Here is a 20,202-nt window from a genome sequence, read left to right as displayed (position 1 = left end):
AAACGGCCAACCACCAGCACAGGACATCGCATGAGCCAATTCGGACTGCTCGGCAAGCGACGCTTCGCGCCCTTCTTCTGGACCCAGGCGCTGGGCGCGTTCAACGACAACGCGTTCCGCAATGCGCTGGTGATGCTGGTGGCATTCCAGATGGGGCTGGACGACCAGACCGTGTCGCTCTACACCAACCTGGCGCCGGCGCTGTTCATCATTCCGTTCTTCCTGTTCTCTGCCACCGCCGGACAACTGGCGGAGAAATACGAGAAGAGCCGGATCATCCGCTACGTGAAACTGTTCGAGATCGCGGCGATGACGCTGGCCGCCTACGGTTTCTACACCCACCACACCTCGCTGTTGCTGGTGGTGCTGTTCATGATGGGCATGCACTCGACCATGTTCGGGCCGATCAAGTACGCGATCCTGCCGCAGGCACTGAAGCCGCAGGAACTGGTCGGCGGCAACGGCCTGGTCGAGATGGGCACGCAGATGGCGATGCTGATCGGCATGATCGCCGGCAACTCGCTGATGCTGGTGGCCGGCGTCGGTCCAGTGCTGGCGTCGGCGGCGACGATCGCGGTGGCCGTGGCCGGCTACCTGGCGAGTCGGCGCATTCCGCCCGCGCCGGCCACTGCGCCGGAGCTGAAGTTCAACTGGAATCCGTTCAGCGAAACCGCCCGCGTGCTCGGCATCACCCGCGCCGACCACGCGGTGTTCAACGCGGTGCTGGGCATCTCGTGGTTCTGGTTCTTCGGCACGGTGCTGATCGCGCAACTGCCGATCTATACCCGCGAGACCCTGGGCGGCGACGGCTCGGTCAATACCCTGGTGCTCACCCTGTTTTCGATCGGCACCGGGGCGGGTGCGCTGCTGTGCGAAAAGCTGTCGGGCAAGCGGGTGGAGATCGGCCTGGTGCCCTTGGGTGCGTTCGGCCTCACCGCGTTCGGCATCGACCTGTACTTCGCCCGGCATGGGATGGCGGCAGTGCGCGGACTGGATTGGCTGGCTTTCCTGCACGGCGCCGGCAGCTGGCGCATCGTGCTCGACCTCATCGGGATCGGCGTATTCGCCGGTTTCTACGTGGTGCCGCTGTTTGCCTTCGTGCAGTCGCGCACGCCACGCGAAAAGCTGTCGCGCGTGATCGCCGGCAACAACATCCTCAACGCCCTGCTGATCGTGATGGCCGCCGTGTTCGGGCTGGTACTGGGGCGACTGGGCATGAACGCGGCGACGATCTTCCTGCTCGACGCCCTGCTCAACGTGCTGGTGGCGGTGTACATCTTCACCCTGGTGCCCGAGTTCCTGATGCGCTTCATCACCTGGGTGCTGGTGAACACGCTGTACCGGGTGCGCGTGGACGGCATGCAGCACCTGCCCGAAGACGGGCCGGCGCTGCTGGTGTGCAACCACGTCAGCTACATGGATCCGCTGCTGCTGATGGCGAACCTGCGGCGGCCGGCGCGTTTCGTGATGTACTACAAGATCTTCAACACACCGCTGCTGAGTTTCGTGTTCCGCACCGCCAAGGCGATTCCCATCGCCGGCTTCAAGGAAGACCCCGCGGTGCTGCAGGAAGCCTACGACGCGATCGACGCCGCGCTGGCGGATGGCGAGCTGGTATGCATCTTCCCCGAAGGCGGTCTGACCGCCGACGGCGAGATTGTCGTGTTCCGGCCCGGCGTGGAGAAGATCCTGGCGCGCCGCCCGGTGCCGGTGGTGCCGATGGCGTTGCGCGGCTTGTGGGGCAGCGTGTGGAGCCGGCGCGATTCGATGCTGCGTCGCGCACGACTGCCGCGACGGTTCCGCGCCAGGATCGAGCTGGTGGTCGATGCGCCGGTGCCACCGCAGCACGCCAGCGCCACCATGCTGGAAGCGCGCGTGCGCGAATTGCGCGGAGATCTGGCCTGATCTCCCCTGATCTCCGCTTTCAGCTGACCCAGCTGCCGATCACCAGCAGTGCCACCACGCTGAGCCAGGCCAGCAAGGCACGCAGCAGGGCGCTGCGCAGGCGGCGCAGTTCGTCCAGCGGGTCGCTGTGTTCTTCGGCGTAACCATCGCCGGCCTCGATGTCGATCAGCACGTCGGCCTGTGCGGCGGCGCCGAGAAAGCCCGGGCCGCGCTCGTACCAGCTGGTCGGCGTGGCCTGGATGTGCCAGCGGCGCCAGGCGTCGATCACTGCGTCCCAATGGCCGACCACCGCCAGGGTGAAGGTGAGCAACTGCGCCGGCAGCCAGTCCAGCGCGTTGGCGAGGTAGCCGGCGGCGCGCTGGCAGGCAGCGTCGAGCAGCAGCGAGTCGTCGCGGCCCAGCGTCTGCGTCAGCCGATACAGCAGCGCGCCGACCGGACCGAGCAGGAAGAACCACAGCAGCACGGCGAAGCGGCGGCGCAACGCGGCATAGACGATCGCCTCGCCCAGCGCCGGCGCTGCCCAGGTCACCGGGCGGCCGTCATCGGCCAGCGCCTGCGCGGCCGCTTCGCGGCTGACATCATCGGGTGCGGCCAGGATCGCCTCCAGGTCGCGCTCGAATTCGCGCGGGCCGAAGCAGTACAGCAGCACGACGAGGGCGAACAGCAACGGCAGCAACTCACCCAGCAGCGTATGGCTGAACAGCCACGCCAGCAGCACGCAGATCACCAGCGGCAGCGCCAGCGCCAGCACCACGCGTCCGGCGCCGCCGATATCGGACAACTGCACTACCCAGCGCCGGAACAAGCCGTCCCGGCGCCAGCCGGCCAGCTGCGGGGCAACATGCAGCAAACCCAGGGCGATGAGGGCGGCAAGCAGACGGATGGCCATGGCAGCGGACTCTCGGACAATGGCTGCATTGTAGCGAGCGCACGCGGCGCCCGGGCAGCATCACGGACCGCAGTGATACTCTGCGGTGGTGCGCTCAACCTGCGCCAGGCTGACATGCCGCTCCAGCCGTTCCCGCTCGGTCATGCCTCGCCATGCCTCGACATCCACGCCGGGCCGATCCCTGCCAGCCGTCCAGGTTGCTGCGGTTCCAGCGCATGCGTGGGTCAATCCGTGGCCCGTATCCGTGCACGGACCGCCCGATACCCGCGAAGTTCGAGGCTGGCGAAGTTCAGGGCTGGCGAAGAGGCCGAACGGCTCGGGCCGCTCAGGCCGTGCCGGTCAGCGCATCCAGATCCAGCCCCGCGCGCGCCTGCAGCCAGTGCGCGAGCAAACGGTAGGACACCGACAAGGCAGTGGACGGCGCGAAGCTTCCATCGGCGATGCCGTCGACGATCTGTTCGGGGGTGAACCAGCGCGCGTCCTCCAGTTCCAGGTCGCGCATGCGGATCTCCCGCGATACCGCGGTGGCGATGAAACCGACCATCAGCGAGGCCGGCATCGGCCACGGTTGCGAGGAGTGGTAATGCACCTCGTCGACGATCACGCCGGCTTCCTCGGCGACCTCGCGGCGCACCGCGTCCTCCAGTGCTTCGCCCGGTTCGACGAAGCCGGCGAGGGTGGAATAGCGATGCGCCGGCCAGCCGGCCTGGCGACCAAGCAGGCAGGCGCCCTCGTGCTCCACCAGCATGATCACCGCCGCATCGGTGCGCGGAAAATGCAGGCGCGCGCAGTTGGGGTTGCTGCATTGCGCGCGATGGCCGGCGGAAACCAGCCGCAGCGCCGCGCCGCAACAGGCGCAGAAGCGCGTCTCGCGTTGCCAGTGCGACAGCCCCTTCGCATAGGCGAACAGGCCGGCCTCGTCGGCGCCGAGCAGCAGGCCGGCGCCGCGCAGGCTCATGCGGCGCGCGCCGAGCGCCTCCTCAAGCTCACCGTTGCGCGATGGGTCATCCGCCACCAGCAGGAAATGCGGCGCACCATGCGCGATGCCGAGCAGGCTGGCGGGTGCGTCGGCAAACCATCGCTCGCGTTCGCCGGCATCGAGCCAGCGCAAGGCATCGCCGTCCCGGTGCAGAAACGCTTCGCCGCCGCCATCCAGCAGCAGGTAGCGCGCGGCATCCGAGCGGGCCTGTGTGGCGATCCACGCCGCTTCGTCGCGATGCTCGGCCACGCGGTCGAGCACCAGGCTCAATCCGGCAAAGGTGTTGGGGCGCGGCAGCCTGGCCTGATCCATCACGCCGCGATCAGGCGGAAAAGGACGAACCGCAGCCGCAGGTGGTCTTCGCGTTCGGGTTGCTGATCACGAACTGCGCACCGCTGAGATTCTCGGCGTAGTCGATCTGCGCGCCGGTGAGGTACTGCAGCGACAGCGGATCGCACAGCAGGGTGACGCCTTCGCGTTCGATCGCCAGGTCGTCCTCGGCCTGCGCCTCATCGAAGGTGAAGCCGTACTGGAACCCGGAACAACCACCGCCGCTGATATACACGCGCAGCTTCAGCGCCGGATTGCCTTCTTCGGCAATCAGCTCGTGCACCTTGTGCGCGGCGGCCGCGGTGAACACGAGCGGGGCGCCGCTGCTGCGGTAATCGGGAATGGCGACGATGGTTTCCATGGCTGTCTAGATGGGGGCGTGGCCGACAGGTGCAAGCATAGCGCGTCAGGCCGGCACGGCCTCGTCATCGATCGCGGGCGAGGCGGCATCCGGTGCGGACAATGCGCGCTGGGCCTCCTCCGCCTGGCGCGAGATGCGCCCGTTGACCTGGGCCCCGGCCGCCATTTCCATGGTGTGATAACGCAGGTCGCCGTCGATGCGTGCCAGCGGCGCCAGTTCCAGCCGCACGCCGACGAACACGTCGCCGGTGATGTGGCCGTTGATCACCGCATGCGGCACGCGTACTTCGCCCTGCACCTCGCCGTGCTCGCTCAGCGTGAACATGGCATCGTCGCCCTCGGCCAGCACGGTGCCCTCGATGCGTCCGTCCAGGTGCAGCGCGCCGCTGAAGCGCAGGTCGCCGCGGATCACCGTGCCGCGCGCGATCAGGCTGGTTTCGGGGCTGCTGTTGTTGCGGTCGTGGCGTCTACGGTTGAGCATCGCGGTCTCCCTCGGCGGTGGTGATGTTGCCGCTCAGCGCGGCGCTCCAGGCAACGGCGCGACTGATCGCTTCGCCAGTTGCCGGCTGGATGTGGATGCGCAGTCGCGTGGGCCGGAAATCCGCGGGCAGCACGATGGTGCCCTGCAACTGCTGGAAATAGGTGAATTGAAACGGCAAGCCGTCCTTCTGCGCGCCGTCGCCCAGCGCCGGCCAGTCGAGCGTGACCACCTTGTCGTTGCGCAGGCCCTCCACGCTGACCGTGGCATTGCCGCTGGTTTCGTCGCCGCGCTTGGCGTTCTGGGTGAGGCTGAGGATCAGCGTCCAGCCGCGCGAACCGGTGATCGGCTGCAGCTTCACTTCCTGCAGCTTCAGTCCCTGGCGCTGGCCATCGCCGCCGACCAGGCGCGAATAGAAGCCGAGGTCGGCGCGCAATGCGCTGAGTTCCTTCTCGCGCTGGGTCAGCGTGCCGCGCAGCGCACGGGTGGCCACGTCGTTGACCTGGGCCGCCCGTTGCAGGTTCGCCACCTGCTGCTTCAGATCATCGACCTGGGCCTGCAGCGCACGTTGCTGGCGATGATCGACCGCCGCCGGCGCGACGTGCGCGCTCAGGAAATACGCCAGCAGCCCCACCGCCAGCAGGCTGCCCAGCCAGCCCAACCCCCACCACAGCCGGCGCCAGCGCTGGCCGACGTCGTCGTGCCGGCGCACCACGAGGCGCGGTGGTGGTCGTGAACCCATGCGAGGCCGTTCCGGAAAACCCAAGGTATAGCCCCGACGTGACGAAAGCGTCAAGGAACCGGCGCACGCCTGCGCGGGTCCGGTGCGATGGCGTGCGCGGATCGTGACGCGGTATCAGCTCTGCATCTTGCTTTGCAGGTAGCGCTCCGCGCCGATGTCCTTGATCAGGCTGAACTGCGTTTCCAGCCAGTCGATGTGCTCTTCCTCATCGTGCAGGATGTGCTTGAACAGATCGCGGCTGATGTAGTCGGAGATGCCTTCGCTGTACGCAATGCCCTCGCGCAGGTCGGTGGTGGCGGCCATTTCCAGGTCCAGGTCGCCCTGCAGCGCCTCCAGCGGGTTCTCGCCGATGCGCAACTTGCCAAGCCGCTGCAGGTTCGGCAGGCCGTCCAGGAACAGGATGCGCTCGATCAGGCGATCGGCATGCTTCATCTCGTCGATCGATTCCTTGTACTCGTGCTCGGCCAGCTCGGTATAGCCCCAGTTCTTGTACATGCGGGCGTGCAGGAAATACTGGTTGATCGCGGTCAGCTCGTTGTAGAGCACCTTGTTGAGGAACTCGATGACCTTGGCATCACCTTTCATGGCGTTTCTCCCTCACGACAGACAGCGCGAACTATACAAATTCCGCGCAGCGATCGACGGAATGAGAACGGCAACGGTTTGCGGTCGTGCGATGCGCCCGGCACGGCGGCCGGGGGGAACTGGCTCAGGCGGCGACGAGCGGCAGCTTGCAGAGAACCTGCGCCCTGGCCTGGTCGAACGTGGTGTGCGCCTCGTCCCGGCAGCTGCCGCAGCAGTCGCCGCAACCGGTGCGTGCCTGCAATTCGGCAAACGTCCGCACCCCATCGGCCGCTTCGCGGCGGATGTCGTGGTCAGTGACGGCGTTGCACAGGCAGATGTACATGGCGCGTATAAGAACGCGAATGCGAATGATTGTCAACAAATAAATCGCCGCCGACTGCCGCCCGTTCAGGTGTCTGCAACCATAACCATGGTGCGATCGTCCTTGGGATTGGCGTCCGCCCTTGGCTATCAGGGCAATGCGCCCAGGCTCAGCCGGTACTCGGTCACCTGGCGATAGGGCATGCCCGGTTTCACGATGACGCTTGGAAAGCCCGGCTGATTGGGGGCATCGGGAAAACCCTGTGGTTCCAGGCATAGCCCGGCGCGTGGACCGAAGCGCCCCGCCTTCAGGGCCTGCCCGTCGTAAAACTGCAGTGCGGGTTCGGTCGTCCAGATCTCGAGGGTGACGCTGTTGACGGGGCTGATCAGGCTGGCGGCATGGGCAAGCGATGCGCGATCTCGCGTCTGCGGCTCAAGCACATAGTTGATGTCAAAAGCTCCGGCGCCCACGACGCGTGGGTGGCGGAAATCACAAGGCGTTCCGTCGATGGATCTGATTTCTCCTGTTGCAACGTGGTCCGCGTCGACCGGTGTGTATGACGCGGCGTTGATGGCCAGCCGGTGGTTGTCGATCGTCGGGCTGCCGTCGAGATTGAAGTAACTGTGCGTCGCCAGGTTCAGCGGCGTTGGCGCATCGGTTTCCGCACTGATTTCGATGCGGAGAGTGGACGGCGTGAGTAGACGATAGGTGCAGGTGACCGAGACGTTACCGGGAAATCCCAGGTCGCCGTCTGGGGAGGTCAAGCCGAGCGTGACCTGGTTTTCGTCATGGCTCAGCAATCGCCAGGGCCGTTGGCCGAAACCGCCGCCACCGCCGTGCAAGGTGGATCGACCGCGATCGTTTCGAGGCAGGCGATAAACCTTGCCGCCCAGCGTGAACGCGCCGCCACCGATGCGATTGGCAACGCGTCCGGCGATCGCGCCCATGTGCGCGCCGTGGGCGAGATACTCGTCGAGGCTGTCCAGTCCGAGGACCAGATCCCGAGATTGGCCGTCCTGCAAGGACAGGCTCAGGCCTTTGAGCGTCGCGCCCCAAGTGATGATGGTGGCGCTCAGTCCTTCCGGCTTGCCGAGTACGATCTCCTGGACAGGGTGCCCTTCGCAGTTTTCGATGATACGCACGCGTCACCCCTCTGCTACTTCCCGGCCTTGCGGCGACTTGCGATATATGATCGTATCATCATACAAATGGGGCGGGCCGCGGGAAAGCTATGGCGACGCCAGGCGGTTCTTTGCTCGGGCCAGCACAGGCCCGACGATCTCGATTGAGGAAAACGTGATGAAACGGTTCACCCTGGCTCTGTTGATGTTCGGCCTGTCCTTGATGGCTTCGTTCGCAAGCGCGCAAGTTGCGCCCCCACGGCCGCCCCGGCAGTCCAACGGACTGGCGCTGACGCCGCCGATGGGCTGGAACTCGTGGAACAAATTCGGTTGCGACATCAACGAGAGCGTCATCCGCGCGGCGGCGGACGCGATGGTCAGTTCGGGGATGAAAGATGCCGGCTATCAATACGTGATCATCGACGATTGCTGGCACGGTGCGCGCGACAGCAACGGCGACATCCAGGCGGATCCCAAGCGCTTTCCTTCGGGCATCAAGGCGCTGGCGGATTACATCCACGGCAAGGGCCTGAAGTTTGGCATCTATTCCGACGCCGGCAGGAAGACCTGCGCGGGCCGTCCCGGCAGTCGTGGCTTCGAGTACCAGGACGCGCGCCAATACGCCGCCTGGGGTGTCGACTACCTGAAGTACGACTGGTGCTCGACCGGTAGTCAGGATGCCAAGTCAAGCTACGAGACCATGAGCGACGCCTTGCGCGCCTCGGGGCGGCCCATCGTCTTCAGCATCTGCGAATGGGGCAAGAGCCAGCCCTGGTTGTGGGGCGAGACGATCGGCAATCTGTGGCGCATGTCGGGTGACATCTACGACGGTTGGGAGAGCCGCGACGGTCACTACAACGGCATGACCAACATCCTGGACATGCAGGTTGGCCTCGAGAGCTACGCCGGCCCCGGCCACTGGAACGATCCGGACATGCTCGAAGTCGGCAATGGCGGCATGAGCTTCGAGGAATACAAGTCGCACTTCAGTCTGTGGGCCGTACTGGCCGCGCCGCTGATCGCCGGCAACGATCTGGCGCACATGAGCAAGGAGACCCGGTCGATCCTCACCAACAAGGAAGTGATCGCCGTCGACCAGGATGCGTTGGGCATCCAGGCCAGCCGCCTTGCCAAGAACGGCGACGATGAAGTCTGGGTCAAACCGTTGAAAGGCGGTGGTCGCGCGATCGTGTTGTTCAATCGCAGCAAGCAAACCCACAAGATCGGCGTGACCTGGGAGGCGCTGGGCTACCCGGCAACGCTGGAGTTGCGCGTGCGCGACCTGTGGAGCCACAAGGATCTGCCCAAAGCGCACGGAAGCTTCGCCGCGGATGTGCCGCCGCACGGCGTGGTGATGATCCGCGTCGAGGCCTGATCTCTAGAAGTCGCCTGCTGTATGCGGCAGGCGACTTCATCCTTCTTACTTATTGGAAAGACTCCCCATGAAGCGGATCTCTGGTTTTCTGAGCGGCCTGCTGGCCGTCGGATTCATGCATGTCGCTACGGTCAAGGCCGAGAGCGCTCCGCCGCAGCCGCGGGAGTCCAACGGCCTCGCCTTGACGCCGCCGATGGGCTGGAACACCTGGAACAAGTTCGGCTGCGCGATCAACGAGACGGTGATTCGTCAGGCCGCCGACACCATGGTCAGCTCCGGCATGAAGGACGCCGGTTACGAGTACATCGTCATCGACGATTGCTGGCAGAGCGGGCGCAACGCCAAGGGCCAAATCGTCGCCGATCCCCAACGCTTCCCCTCCGGCATGAAAGCGCTGGGCGACTACATCCATTCGCGCGGCCTGAAGTTCGGCATCTATTCGGATGCCGGCAAGCTGACCTGCGGCAAGCGCCCGGGCAGCCTGGGGCATGAGTATCAGGATGCACGCACCTACGCATCCTGGGGCGTCGACTATCTGAAATACGACTGGTGCTCGACCTATACCCAGGACGCCAAGTCCACCTACGAGACGATGAGCGACGCCTTGCGCGCCTCCGGGCGGCCGATCGTCTTCAGCATCTGCGAATGGGGTCTGAGCAAACCGTGGCTGTGGGGCAACGGCGTCGGCAATATGTGGCGCACCACCGACGACATCTACGACCACTGGGAGGGCCGGCACGGCTACGAGCACAGCGTGATGGACATTCTCGATCTGCAGGTCGGTCTGGCAGGCTATGCCGGTCCCGGTCATTGGAACGACCCGGACATGCTGGAGGTCGGCAACGGCAAGATGTCGTTCGAGGAATACAAGTCACACTTCAGCCTGTGGGCCGTGCTGGCGGCACCCTTGATGGCCGGCAACGACCTCGCCACGATGACGCCGGAGACCAAGGCCATCCTGACCAACAAGGAAGTGATCGCCATCGATCAGGATCCTCTCGGCGTGCAGGCGAGTCGCGTGGCCAAACACGGCGACTACGAGGTCTGGGCCCGGCCCCTGAAAGGCGGCGGTCGCGCCGTCGTCCTGCTGAATCGCAGCAAGGCCAGCCACCCGGTCACGGTGACGTGGGAGGACTTGCACCTTCCTGCATCGTTGCGCCTGAAGGTGCGCGACTTGTGGACGCACCAGGACTTGCCCGCAGCCAAGGGCAGCTTCTCCGCGGAGGTGCCGACGCATGGCGTGGTGATGGTTCGGCTGGATTGATCCATCAGTCCTCTTGCATTTATTGCCTAGTTTCAGATCGTCGGAGCGCTACCCTCAGTTGGGAGGGTGTCGTCCCCTCCCACGTTCGGAAAGCTCGATAGAAAGAATTCGAATCCTCGTAGCCGAGCAGAAACGCCACTTCCGTGACATCCATCTCCGGCCGGTTGAGGTACTCGTGCGCCAGTTCCCGCCGCGCCTCAAGAAGCAACTGCCGGAAGGTTGCGCCGTCATCGATGATTCGACGCTGCAAGGTCCGATCGCTCAACCCGAGCTCGCGCGCCACGGCCGATATCTCCGGCCGGTTTCCCGCGAGCAGGCGTTTGAGAATCCATTTCACCTGCTCACGGATCGAACTTTGCGCACGGCGCTCTTCAAGCGCGCGTTCGAGCTGCGGATTCAACATGTCAAGCAGCTCGGCGTTGTAGGTAAGGAATGGTCGGTCGAGATCGGTCGCGTGCAGGACGAGCGCATTCCGTCGCGCTCCGAACGTGATCGGGCCCTTGAAATAGGCTTCGTGGAAGCCGGTCGCCTCCACGCTGCGCTTTAGCTCGACCCTTTTCGCCGTCACCAAATGCCCTGTGCCGCGGCGACCAAGTTCAACGAACGAGACAAAGGCGGCGTCTGTCAGCAGGGGCGGCGTTTCTTCCTGCGCGTGGAGCCACACAGGCTCGACCACGCATTCGTCCTTGCTCACCTTGATTTGCAGTTCCTCGGGCGAACACAGTTGCTTGAAGCGAGCAAGGCGGGTGAGGGCATCCCGGTAGTCACGGGCGTAATAGGCCGCCATCGTTGACGGTGGCCGATGGCCAACGTCGATCTGGGTGGCGATTTTCAGGCCTGCGGCCGGATCAGCGGAGAGCTCGCCCACGGCACGCCAGAGTGAGAAGAACTGCGCCGTCGTGACGAGGTTCTTCTTGCCGTCGTAAACAGTCAGTGGCAACCGAGCTTGGCTCAGCACCGCTGCTGGCGTAAGTCCGATCTTCGCGAGCCCTATCCAAAAGGCGTTTGCGGCTTTGAAACGGTCTGGCACGTGGACGGTCATTTTTTCTCTCGCTGGCATTTCGTCTGGAAGCCATCGCGCTGTCAGGACATTCCTCGGGTTAGCTGCGCGTGCTGGGCGGGCGTGATCAGAGTTCCGGGCCATCGTGATCAATGGGGCCGGAAGCCATGGATCGGACCGAGCACCTCGATCATCCTCACGCTCACGCCGACGATCATGGCACTGCTGCTGATGGGAGACGTTCCTGCGACGTTCCTGCGACGATCGTGCTCGGAGCCGGACTGACAGCGTTCGGCGTGCTGTTCGCGATCAACTCCTCTTGCACAGCTACCTGGGGCAGCAGATCGCTGCGGCGGTGCGAAGCAGTGGGATATCTTGGGATATGGGGCGACAGCGCCAGTTAGGCCCTGGGTGATGCGCGGGCGGAACGATGCTGTTTGTGTTGGTGACTGCGATTGAGGGAGCAAGCGAGCCTGGAGGCGTTGAAATTGGTATGCCGGAATTGAGAGATCGCCGCACTCATCGTTAAACCTCTGATTCTCAGAGCGGTAGGTATGCCGATCTATTCAACACCGCAAGGACGGTGTTGCGTGCATGGAGCAGGACAGATTTGAGCTCGTCTGAGGAAACCTCTGCAAACCCGAGTCCTCGGAGCAGAAAAATACCTTCAACAGCCAGCAGTGCGTGACGGACTTCAGCAAACTCACCATGTTCCGATCGAAGCGGATCGAGCAATGCGCTGTAAAGGCGTCGCACCGGTCCCAACATGTCAGGGGCGTGCACCAGTGCGGTTATGAGGAAAGCCGCCATTTGCGTCGAGGCGTCGTCCTCTGCCAGGGCTTCCTCAATATGTGCGAGGACCAATTCGACCGGCCCAGTTGGCCCACTGCCAAGTCGCCCATGCACTGCCTCCTGAAAACGAGCCATTTCTCGTTCTAGCGTCGCGTATACCAATCCATCCTTAGTCGCAAAGGTATAGACGAGACCGCCCTTGCTGATCCCCGCACGCTCGGCGACGGCATCGAGCGTGAAATTTCGACCACCAGATTCGAGGATGACGGCCCCGGCAGCATCCAAGACCTTGTCCCTGTCGATTTCCTTCTTTCGCGTCACAACACCCCCTTGCTTTTTCGACTGACCAGTCGCATATTATTTCCGACTGGCTAGTCAGATTAGCGCGGTGGCGCTTGCACAGCAAGGCTGCTCCCCAGCTAGCCCACTAGCGAACTTTATGAAAGGACTTAGAAATGGAAGACTCTTTACCCGCCGCAGCCCTCGGTCACTTTGTCATGAAAGTGCAAAACATCGAGGCAAGTCATCAATTTTATGCTGGCTTAGGTCTGCGCGCACTCGACACGTTTCCTGGATTGGCGATCGTTGAACTGCGCGGTGGCACGCATTTGCTGCTATTTCAAAAGGACGACGATCAGAGCCGCATTTTGCAGAACAGTCATGTCGGCCAAAGACCAGAATTTGGCAGCGAAAAATTGGATCTGATGATCGCTGGGCATACAAAAGCGGAGCTCGATCTCTACAGGACCGGCCTGATTGATAAAGGATATTCACCGTCAGCCATCGCAGAACGCGCGCTATACGGCCATCACTATTTCACAATACAAGATCCCGATGGCAATGGCGTCAGTTTCTACACTAGTCATTGTGGCGACAAGCCCGTTTGATATTTCCGCGGAATATCGGATGCGCCAGCAAGCCATTGACGCCAAAGCCAGCGCCCGATTAGGCCATCAGCGATGTGATCTTCGGGCTTGAGCCAGGGCACGCGATGCCCCCGACCACGATCAGCTGGCTGTGCGGTAACCTCCTGGCTTATTGCGGGCTGGAAGGTTGGTTCAGTTCGTCGAACCTGCCATCAACAGACTATGGTGCAACCAGCTCGAAGCCGCCAAAGCGTCACTTGATCAGGACCGCACGCTGATCGAGCTCGGTCCCGTGATCAGACTTTGACGGTACGGGTGATCAACGAGGCCGGTCTTCGCAGTTAGCCAATGATCGCTTTGGGTTCCACGTACTCTTGCAGCCCGAAAATACCGCCTTCCCGACCGATCCCCGATTGTTTGAACCCACCAAAGGGAGCAAACGGATCGTGACTTATTGTGTTGATCAGGACGCGGCCGGCGGCGAGTTTGCGCGCCACGCGGGTGGCTCTTTCCGGGTCCGCCGAGCTTACGTAGGCGATGAGGCCGAATTCGGTGTCATTGGCGATTTCAATGGCCTCGGCTTCCGTCTTGTACGTCAGTATCGACAGGACCGGTCCGAAGATTTCTTCCTTCGCGATACGCATCTCGCGGGTGACGTTGGCAAACACGGTGGGCTTGATGAAATTCCCATCTTCAAGTCCCTGGGGATGACCTTTCCCGCCGATGACGAGCTCCGCACCTTCCTCGATCCCGGACTGGATGTACTCCTGCACGCGCTTGTACTGCCTTGTGCTGGCCAATGGGCCGAGGGTGACGTCCTTGTCCCTCGGGTCGCCCACTTTGATTTTCTCGACGGCCGCCTTGGCCAATCGCTTCACTTCGTCGAGTCGGTCTTCCGGCACGATCAGACGCGAAGCCGCAATGCAGGCCTGCCCGTTGTTCAGGTAGCAGGCGTTGATGGCCATCGGGATCGCCGTGGAGAGATCGGCGTCGTCCAGGATGATGTTGGGCGACTTGCCCCCGAGCTCCAGCGTCAAGCGCTTCATCGTGTCCAGGGAGTTCTTGGCGACCAGTTTTCCGATCTGCGTCGAACCGGTGAAAGCGATTTTCTGAATGTCGGGACTTTGCGTTAACTCCGTCCCGACGACCTCGCCGAGGCCCGTCACGACATTGATGACGCCAGGAGGCAACCCGGCTTCATGAAAGGCGTCCATCAACACTTCCGTTTGCATAGCGCTCATCTCGCTGGGCTTGATGACGACCGTGCATCCGGCAGCGATCGCCGGCGCCACCTTGATCGCGATCGAGCCGGCGCTCGAATTCCATGGCGTAAATATGCCCACCACGCCGACCGGTTCCATCACGACCTTGGATGTGCCGACAGTTTTGACCAGGTCGAAATCTTCGAGGACTTTCTTGAAGTGCAGGAAAATGTTCGCCGCGAGGTTGTTGGAGCCCTTCGCACGGTCTTGCGGTGCGCCGTATTCCACGACCGTCGCCTCAACGAGCTGATCCATTCGCTTGGCCACGGCGTCGTGCAGCCGCTGCAGAAGCTCCATCCGGTATTCCTTGCTACTTTGCGAAAAGGTGTTGAAGGCCTCTTTCGCAGCACCGATGGCTTTTCGGGTGTCGATTTCGTCTGCCATGGTGACCTTGCCGATAACCCTGTTGTCGGTAGGGTTCACCAGGTCGACGACCTGGGTTCCATGGGGAGTGACGAACTGGCCGTTGATATAGGCGCGATCAAAGGCTCTTACTGGAGTCGTGGTTTCATGTGTTTTCATTTGTGTCACCGTTCATGAGGTTTCGGCTTTACCAAGGTCGCTGTGGCTCTCAGGACCCCAGCTCACAATTTCAGTGTGGCTAAAAGGCGGGGCGACGTAACTAGCAAAAGACGCCAATGCTCTTGCAGAACGTGCCGAACGGTCTGTTGATGAGCTACCGCTCCTGGTTCCAGCCTCCGGGCCGCGATCTCTCTACCGCAAGGTGGGCCTGCCGGTGCCGTGGGAAGCCGTCGAGCGCAAGGCAGCCGAACTTTGCGGTTCGGCGGACGTCCGCTTCTTGCAATTTGACCGTCAAGTCTTGGAAATGCCGACAGGCAACAACGGGTGGCGGAAACGGCCCTTCGTCGGGGGAGTTGCCGTCTCGTAACGATCGTCGTTAGTTATCGTGATCGGTAGCGATGCGTTGATTCACCATGACCAGAGCGGTAATCACCGCGGGCCAGTTCTGCTGTCGGGTCTGGTTAGCGGTAATGGCGATGCATGCTCAGCTCAGTGGCCATACGCACTGGCCTTGAAGTGTCGGCGCAGGATCAGCGCGACGGCTGCCTGACCTGCCGCTGGCCATGCCGGTAAAACAGCAGGCCGATGCCGATCAGCAGTGCCGAGCCCCCCACCACCTTGAGCAGGAACAGGCTCGGATTGCTGCTGTCGGCGGGAGGAATCATCGAGGTGACGATCGCCAGCAAGGTGACTGCGAAACCGGTCAGCCCGGCCAGCCAGCAGCCGAAGGTGCCGCCGGGCGACAGGTTGACGCCTTCGTTGCGGCCGGCGGCGCGGCGGCGCAGCAGCGGAAACGCCAGCAGGATGTACAGCAGGGGCAGCAGCGACATGATGGCGGTCATGTCGACCAGGATGATGTAGGCCTCGTGGATGCTGGAGCCGGACAGCGCCGCCGCCAGCACCAGCGAGGTCAGGATGCCCTGGGTGATCAAGGCGACATGGGGCGTGCCGTACCTGGGATGCAGACGGCCCAGCGCGGCGGGCAGGTAGCGATCGACGCCCACCACGAAGGGCAGGCGCGCCGTACCGGTGACCCAGGCGGAGATGGAGCCGATCGTGCCGACCGTGACGAGTGCTGCGGTCAGCGAGCCGAACATCGGCAGGCCGATCCGTTCGCCAATCGCGGACAGCGCCTGCGGGATGCCGGCGATGATGTCGATGGTCGAGGCGGGTAGCGCGATCAGCAGAGATGTCGTGCCGGCGATATAGATGGCCGCAATGACGACGCAGGAAATCAGGGTGGCACGCGGGATCTGCCGGCGCGGATCCTTGATTTCTCCGCCGAGGATCAGCCCGAGTTCGAGACCCTGGAAGGCGAGGGCCATCGTCGCGAAGGTGGAGAAGGTTGCGAGCTTGCTGAAGTCGGGTAGCACGTTCGTCGTTGTGATCGCGGTGGCCGCCCCGAAGTGGTACGCGGCCAGCGCGCCTGCTACGAGGATGAGTGCAGCCGCCGACCAGGTCGCGATGCCGCCGATGTTCTGCAGCCACTTGGCGCGTTCGAGGCCGAAAATGCCGAGCCCGGTCGCGACCCACAGTACCGTCAGGCAATAGACGAGGTTGTAGCTGCCGTCGCCGGCACGCGCCAGCCAGCGGTCGCCGCCGACATGCAGAAAGATGCCGGCGCTGAACAGCAGCGCGAACGGGAAATAGACCAGGTTGGAGACCCAGTACGTCCAGCCGGCGATGAAGCCATGCATATCGCCGAACGCCGCTTTCGACCACAGGTACAGGCCACCCTGTCCGGGTACGCGCGAACTCAGTTCGAGTACCGCCAGCGCCAGGGGGATGAAGAAACCGATAAGTCCCAGCAGCCAGAGCACCAGGCTCGAAGGCCCCACCTGGGCTGCCATCGACAGCCAGCGCAGAGCGACGATCGCCGCGATGTTGAACAGCACCAGGTCTCTGGTGCCGAGCACACGATGCAGGCCCGGTTCATGCGTTGCTGCCGGCGTGGTGGTCATCGTGTGCTTTCCCCTATGTGCGGTGGATTCAACAAAAAAAGCGCAGCGTTTGAAGGGTGCTGAAGTTTTTTTCCCGTCATTCCAGCGAAAGCTGGAATCCAGCGTCTTACGTGTCTTGCAAGGGCACTGGATCCCAGCTTTCGCTGGGATGACGGGCTATTCAGATCGCCCAAGCGCGATGCCACGATGGCGGCAGGGGCTGCGGCAGGTTCCATCGCCCGCCGTGCACCCCAAACATCGCAGCACATTCGCTTGAATCAGATGGCGACGTCTTCAGCCGCCTGCTTGCTGAAGCCTGACGATGCCGTCGAGGGTGCGCTGCCGATCTCGCGCAGCGGCAGGCCGGCCATCAGGTTGCGTTCGATCTGCTCCAGGGTGATGTTCTTCGTTTCCGGGATCAGTACGAAGGTGATCACCAGGAACACGAGATTCAGTGCCGCATACAGCCAGAACGTGGCGGCGTTGCCGATACCGTTGAGCAGGGTGAGGAAGGTGGCGCCGACAATCATGTTGGCGACCCAGTTGGTGAAGGTCGAGCAACCGATGCCGAAATCGCGACCCTTGAGCGGCTGCACTTCCGAACACAGCGCCCAGATCAGCGGGCCGGCGGACATCGCAAAACCGACGATGAAGGTCAGCAGCATCACCACCGTGAAAATCTGCTCGCCATGGGTGGCGATGCCCAGATGCATCATCGTGCCGACCAGGCCCAGGCCCACCGCCATCACGCTGAAGCCGGTGTACAGGATCGGCTTGCGGCCCCAGCGGTCGACCAGGCCGATCGCGATGAAGGTGGCCAGCACGTTGGTCAGGCCGACCACCGCGGTGAACCACATCTGTGCCGAGGTGGCGTAGCCCATGTCCTGGAAGATGCGTGGCGCGTAGTACATCACCACGTTCATGCCGGTGAACTGCTGCATCACCTGCAGCAGCACGCCCAGTCCCACCGAGCGGCGGAAGTTGCGGTTCTCCAGGAACAGGTGCCAGCCGCGTTGCGGCATCTTCAGCTGCTCTTCGATGTCGGCCACTTCACGCGCGACGTGACCGGCGTCACCGCGCAACTTCTGCAACACGTCGGTGGCTTCCTGCTTGCGTCCGCGCATCATCAACCAGCGTGGGCTGTCCGGCAGCAGGAACAGGCCGAGCAGGAACAGGATGCCGGGAATCGCGATGATGCCAAGCATCCAGCGCCAGTTGCCGCTGTAGCTGAAGGCGGTATCGGACAGGAACGCGACCAGGATGCCGATGGTGATCATCAGCTGGTACAGCGAGATCATCGCGCCGCGGATATGTTCCTCGGCCACCTCGGCCAGATACAGCGGGGCGGTGAAGGTGGCCACACCGATCGCCAGACCCAGGATCAGCCGCGCCGCGACCAGTGTCTGCGGCGACCATGCCATGCCGCTGAGCAGCGAACCGGCCACGAACAGCACGCCGCCGAGGATCAGCGAACGCTTGCGCCCCAGCGTCGCGGACATCCAGCCTGCGCCCAGTGCGCCGATCGCCGCGCCGAGCATCATCGAGCTGACGATCCACTCGATCATGTGATCGGAGATCTGGAACTCTTTCTGGATGAACTGGGTGGCACCGGAAATCACACCGATGTCCAGGCCGAACATGAGTCCGGCCAGCGCGGCCAGCATGCAGGTGAATAGGGCCGTGGTGCGAGACGGATGGAGCGGGGATGTCGCGACAGTATTCATGAAGGAAATCCTGCAGGCCGCGGACGGCGATGGGCGATTGGTTGAACGGTGGTTTTCACGGAGTGATGCTCACGCCGGCATGCCGGCGAAACGTGGTTCGGGCAGGCCGCGCACGCCGACCCGCGAACGGAACAGCGCGCCGGCGTGGGTGTCGGCATCCAGCTGCGCCGCGGACAAACCATCGCGTGCGCTAGTGACATACAGCGTGTCGAGATCGGCGCCGCCGAAGGCGGGCCGGGTCGGCTGTCGCGCAGGTACCGGCAGCAGCTGGCGCAGCGAGCCGTCGGCGGCATAGCAGACCACGCGTGCGAGGCCCCATTGTGCGTTCCATAGCGAACCCTCGGCGTCGACGCACGAACCGTCCGGTTCGCCGGCAAGTTCGCCCAGATCCGCGAACAGTTGCGGTGTGTCCAACATGTCGCCGTACTCGCAGCGCTGGATGCAGCGTGCCAGCGAGTCGCAGTAATACATCGTGGTGCCGTCGGGGCTGAAGGCGATGCTGTTGCTGATGGCCGCCTCGGGCAGCGCGAGCTGTTCCAGGCTGAGGTCGGCATTGAGCCGCCAGAAACTGCCTAGCGCCTGCTTGCTGCCCGTAACGGGCTCATGCATCGTGCCGAACACGAAGCGGCCCTGGCGATCGCAGGCACCGTCGTTGCAGCGCGTAGGCAGGTCGGGTTCGATCTCGTGCAGCGTCTGCAGCTGGCCATCGGCGAGACGGAAAAATGCCAGCCGTGAGGCCAGCGCCAGCAGCAGCCAGCCATCGGTTTCGCAGAGCGCGAACGAGGCGAGTCGTTCGGGCATCGACCAATGCTCCAGCGTGCCGCTTTCAATGTGCAGGCGATGCAGCGTGGCGCGCTGGATGTCGGTCCAGTACAGCGCCTGGGCGCGTTCGCACCAGACGATGCCTTCGCCCAGGGTATTGCCTGCGTCCAGCGCGACGTCCATTGGCGCCAGTACGGTCGGGGCCGTCATACCCAGCCGCCGTCCACGATGAAATCCTGTCCGGTACACATGCGGCTGTCGTCGGCGGCGAGGAACAGCGCGGCACGTGCCAGATCCTCGGCCATCAGGAAGCCGGGCATGCACTGCGTGCGCGCAATCTCTTCGCGGCCGGCGTCGTCCAGCCACAAACGCGCCTGCTTGTCGGTGATCACCCAGCCCGGCACCAGGCTGTTGATGCGGATGTGCTGCTGGCCGAGCTCGCGTGCCATGCCGTTGACGAAGCCGCGTATCGCCGCCTTGGCCATCGCGTAGAGCGGGTAGCCACCATTCTTTTTCATCCAGCCGGTGGAGCCCAGGCAGATGATCGCGCCGCCGCCGAGCTGGCGCATGTCGGGAATCACCGCCTGGGTGGCGAAGATCTGGTGTCGAAGGTTCACCGCCACGTTGCGCTCGAAATCCACGGGTTGGATGTCGGCCAGTGCATGGCGTGCGTCGTTGGCCGCGTTGTTGACCAGCACGGCGATCGGTCCGATCTGCGCGCGGGCTGCGATGATCGCGGCCTGCAGTGCGTCCAGGCCCGTGAGATCACAGTGCAGATAATGCGGCGCATGCGGCACGTCGGCGAGCGAGGCGCACAGCGACGCGGCGCCGGCATCGTCCACATCGAGAAACGCGACCCGCGCACCCTGGCGGGCGAAGCCTTCGACGAAGGCCGCACCGATGCCGCTGGCGCCGCCGGTGATCAGCACGCTGCGGTCGACCAGGCTGGGATAGGTGGCGAACGAAGGCATCAACAGGCTCCGGAATCGGGGGAAGGCGCGACGA

Annotated in this window: 19 protein-coding genes; 4 read left to right on the top strand and 15 right to left on the bottom strand. The window is 63.6% G+C overall.

Annotated features, from left to right (window positions below):
- Nucleotides 1-30: 30 nt before the first annotated feature.
- The gene (locus B0E47_RS04870) at nt 31-1,905 is read left to right on the top strand and encodes an MFS transporter (protein ID WP_077512866.1); all 1,875 of its coding nucleotides are present in this window, start codon (nt 31-33) and stop codon (nt 1,903-1,905) included.
- A 19-nt stretch (nt 1,906-1,924) separates the two neighbouring features.
- On the opposite strand, the gene ampE is transcribed toward B0E47_RS04870, so the two are convergent.
- The 8 genes from ampE to B0E47_RS04830 all read right to left on the bottom strand — a co-directional run bounded on the left by ampE (nt 1,925) and on the right by B0E47_RS04830 (nt 7,711).
- Entirely contained in the window at nt 1,925-2,794 is an 870-nt protein-coding gene (gene ampE, locus B0E47_RS04865; protein WP_077512865.1) for a regulatory signaling modulator protein AmpE, read from the bottom strand.
- Nucleotides 2,795-3,119: 325 nt separating this feature from the next.
- A complete protein-coding gene (nudC, locus tag B0E47_RS04860) occupies nt 3,120-4,085 on the bottom strand; it encodes an NAD(+) diphosphatase (protein WP_077512864.1) in 966 nt (321 codons plus the stop codon).
- 10 nt (nt 4,086-4,095) lie between these two features.
- Complete coding sequence (erpA, locus tag B0E47_RS04855; protein ID WP_077512863.1) at nt 4,096-4,464, bottom strand: iron-sulfur cluster insertion protein ErpA; 369 nt, start codon at nt 4,462-4,464, stop codon at nt 4,096-4,098.
- 45 nt (nt 4,465-4,509) lie between these two features.
- Nucleotides 4,510-4,944, bottom strand: coding sequence for a polymer-forming cytoskeletal protein (locus B0E47_RS04850; protein WP_077512862.1), 435 nt, complete (start codon nt 4,942-4,944; stop codon nt 4,510-4,512).
- Nucleotides 4,931-5,683: a DUF6776 family protein gene (locus B0E47_RS04845; protein WP_077512861.1), complete on the bottom strand. Its 753-nt coding sequence runs from the start codon at nt 5,681-5,683 to the stop codon at nt 4,931-4,933. The genes B0E47_RS04850 and B0E47_RS04845 overlap by 14 nt, the downstream gene beginning before the upstream one ends.
- Before the next feature lie 114 nt (nt 5,684-5,797).
- Complete coding sequence (gene bfr, locus B0E47_RS04840; RefSeq protein ID WP_077512860.1) at nt 5,798-6,268, bottom strand: bacterioferritin; 471 nt, start codon at nt 6,266-6,268, stop codon at nt 5,798-5,800.
- 124 nt (nt 6,269-6,392) lie between these two features.
- Nucleotides 6,393-6,590: a (2Fe-2S)-binding protein gene (locus B0E47_RS04835; RefSeq protein WP_168171005.1), complete on the bottom strand. Its 198-nt coding sequence runs from the start codon at nt 6,588-6,590 to the stop codon at nt 6,393-6,395.
- Between the two features lie 128 nt (nt 6,591-6,718).
- Entirely contained in the window at nt 6,719-7,711 is a 993-nt protein-coding gene (locus B0E47_RS04830; protein WP_077512859.1) for an aldose epimerase family protein, read from the bottom strand.
- Between the two features lie 157 nt (nt 7,712-7,868).
- On the opposite strand from B0E47_RS04830, the gene B0E47_RS04825 reads away from it, so the two are divergent.
- Nucleotides 7,869-9,065, top strand: a complete 1,197-nt coding sequence (locus tag B0E47_RS04825) for a glycoside hydrolase family 27 protein (RefSeq protein WP_077512858.1) — start codon at nt 7,869-7,871, stop codon at nt 9,063-9,065.
- A gap of 67 nt (nt 9,066-9,132) precedes the next feature.
- Complete coding sequence (locus tag B0E47_RS04820; RefSeq protein ID WP_077512857.1) at nt 9,133-10,329, top strand: glycoside hydrolase family 27 protein; 1,197 nt, start codon at nt 9,133-9,135, stop codon at nt 10,327-10,329.
- 19 nt (nt 10,330-10,348) lie between these two features.
- Here B0E47_RS04820 and B0E47_RS04815 read toward each other — a convergent pair whose 3' ends face one another.
- Nucleotides 10,349-11,371: an AraC family transcriptional regulator gene (locus tag B0E47_RS04815; protein ID WP_077512856.1), complete on the bottom strand. Its 1,023-nt coding sequence runs from the start codon at nt 11,369-11,371 to the stop codon at nt 10,349-10,351.
- Between the two features lie 498 nt (nt 11,372-11,869).
- Nucleotides 11,870-12,442 (bottom strand): TetR/AcrR family transcriptional regulator, encoded by a 573-nt coding sequence (locus tag B0E47_RS04810; RefSeq protein ID WP_077512855.1) that lies wholly within the window; start codon nt 12,440-12,442, stop codon nt 11,870-11,872.
- Nucleotides 12,443-12,576: 134 nt separating this feature from the next.
- Here B0E47_RS04810 and B0E47_RS04805 point away from each other — a divergent pair, with 134 nt between their 5' ends.
- Nucleotides 12,577-13,008, top strand: a complete 432-nt coding sequence (locus B0E47_RS04805) for a VOC family protein (RefSeq protein WP_077512854.1) — start codon at nt 12,577-12,579, stop codon at nt 13,006-13,008.
- A 320-nt stretch (nt 13,009-13,328) separates the two neighbouring features.
- On the opposite strand, the gene B0E47_RS04800 is transcribed toward B0E47_RS04805, so the two are convergent.
- The 5 genes from B0E47_RS04800 to B0E47_RS04780 form a co-directional block, all read right to left on the bottom strand.
- Nucleotides 13,329-14,771, bottom strand: coding sequence for an aldehyde dehydrogenase family protein (locus tag B0E47_RS04800; RefSeq protein WP_077512853.1), 1,443 nt, complete (start codon nt 14,769-14,771; stop codon nt 13,329-13,331).
- Between the two features lie 530 nt (nt 14,772-15,301).
- A complete protein-coding gene (locus B0E47_RS04795; RefSeq protein WP_077512852.1) occupies nt 15,302-16,732 on the bottom strand; it encodes an APC family permease in 1,431 nt (476 codons plus the stop codon).
- Nucleotides 16,733-16,989: 257 nt separating this feature from the next.
- On the bottom strand, nt 16,990-18,435 hold the full coding sequence (locus B0E47_RS04790) for a sugar porter family MFS transporter (protein WP_077512851.1): 1,446 nt from the start codon (nt 18,433-18,435) through the stop codon (nt 16,990-16,992).
- Nucleotides 18,436-18,504: 69 nt separating this feature from the next.
- The gene (locus B0E47_RS04785) at nt 18,505-19,407 is read right to left on the bottom strand and encodes an SMP-30/gluconolactonase/LRE family protein (protein WP_077512850.1); all 903 of its coding nucleotides are present in this window, start codon (nt 19,405-19,407) and stop codon (nt 18,505-18,507) included.
- Nucleotides 19,404-20,168 carry an SDR family oxidoreductase gene (locus B0E47_RS04780; protein WP_077512849.1) on the bottom strand — a complete coding sequence of 255 codons (765 nt, stop codon included), beginning with the start codon at nt 20,166-20,168 and terminating at the stop codon, nt 19,404-19,406. Before B0E47_RS04780 ends, B0E47_RS04785 begins: the two co-directional genes overlap by 4 nt.
- Nucleotides 20,169-20,202 lie beyond the last annotated feature (34 nt).

This window comes from Rhodanobacter sp. B05, assembly GCF_002001085.1.
GTDB lineage: Bacteria > Pseudomonadota > Gammaproteobacteria > Xanthomonadales > Rhodanobacteraceae > Rhodanobacter.
Note: the sequence above shows the minus strand (reverse complement) of the source record. Positions and strands in the feature narration are given on the sequence as shown.

Bases quoted from the DNA above. Each gene is read 5' to 3' on its own strand.
- B0E47_RS04870 (WP_077512866.1), top strand. From the start codon at position 31: ATGAGCCAATTCGGACTGCTCGGCAAGCGACGCTTCGCGCCCTTCTTC.
- ampE (WP_077512865.1), bottom strand. From the start codon at position 2,794: ATGGCCATCCGTCTGCTTGCCGCCCTCATCGCCCTGGGTTTGCTGCAT.
- nudC (WP_077512864.1), bottom strand. From the start codon at position 4,085: ATGGATCAGGCCAGGCTGCCGCGCCCCAACACCTTTGCCGGATTGAGC.
- erpA (WP_077512863.1), bottom strand. From the start codon at position 4,464: ATGGAAACCATCGTCGCCATTCCCGATTACCGCAGCAGCGGCGCCCCG.
- B0E47_RS04850 (WP_077512862.1), bottom strand. From the start codon at position 4,944: ATGCTCAACCGTAGACGCCACGACCGCAACAACAGCAGCCCCGAAACC.
- B0E47_RS04845 (WP_077512861.1), bottom strand. From the start codon at position 5,683: ATGGGTTCACGACCACCACCGCGCCTCGTGGTGCGCCGGCACGACGAC.
- bfr (WP_077512860.1), bottom strand. From the start codon at position 6,268: ATGAAAGGTGATGCCAAGGTCATCGAGTTCCTCAACAAGGTGCTCTAC.
- B0E47_RS04835 (WP_168171005.1), bottom strand. From the start codon at position 6,590: ATGTACATCTGCCTGTGCAACGCCGTCACTGACCACGACATCCGCCGC.
- B0E47_RS04825 (WP_077512858.1), top strand. From the start codon at position 7,869: ATGAAACGGTTCACCCTGGCTCTGTTGATGTTCGGCCTGTCCTTGATG.
- B0E47_RS04820 (WP_077512857.1), top strand. From the start codon at position 9,133: ATGAAGCGGATCTCTGGTTTTCTGAGCGGCCTGCTGGCCGTCGGATTC.
- B0E47_RS04815 (WP_077512856.1), bottom strand. From the start codon at position 11,371: ATGACCGTCCACGTGCCAGACCGTTTCAAAGCCGCAAACGCCTTTTGG.
- B0E47_RS04805 (WP_077512854.1), top strand. From the start codon at position 12,577: ATGGAAGACTCTTTACCCGCCGCAGCCCTCGGTCACTTTGTCATGAAA.
- B0E47_RS04800 (WP_077512853.1), bottom strand. From the start codon at position 14,771: ATGAAAACACATGAAACCACGACTCCAGTAAGAGCCTTTGATCGCGCC.
- B0E47_RS04795 (WP_077512852.1), bottom strand. From the start codon at position 16,732: ATGACCACCACGCCGGCAGCAACGCATGAACCGGGCCTGCATCGTGTG.
- B0E47_RS04790 (WP_077512851.1), bottom strand. From the start codon at position 18,435: ATGAATACTGTCGCGACATCCCCGCTCCATCCGTCTCGCACCACGGCC.
- B0E47_RS04785 (WP_077512850.1), bottom strand. From the start codon at position 19,407: ATGACGGCCCCGACCGTACTGGCGCCAATGGACGTCGCGCTGGACGCA.
- B0E47_RS04780 (WP_077512849.1), bottom strand. From the start codon at position 20,168: ATGCCTTCGTTCGCCACCTATCCCAGCCTGGTCGACCGCAGCGTGCTG.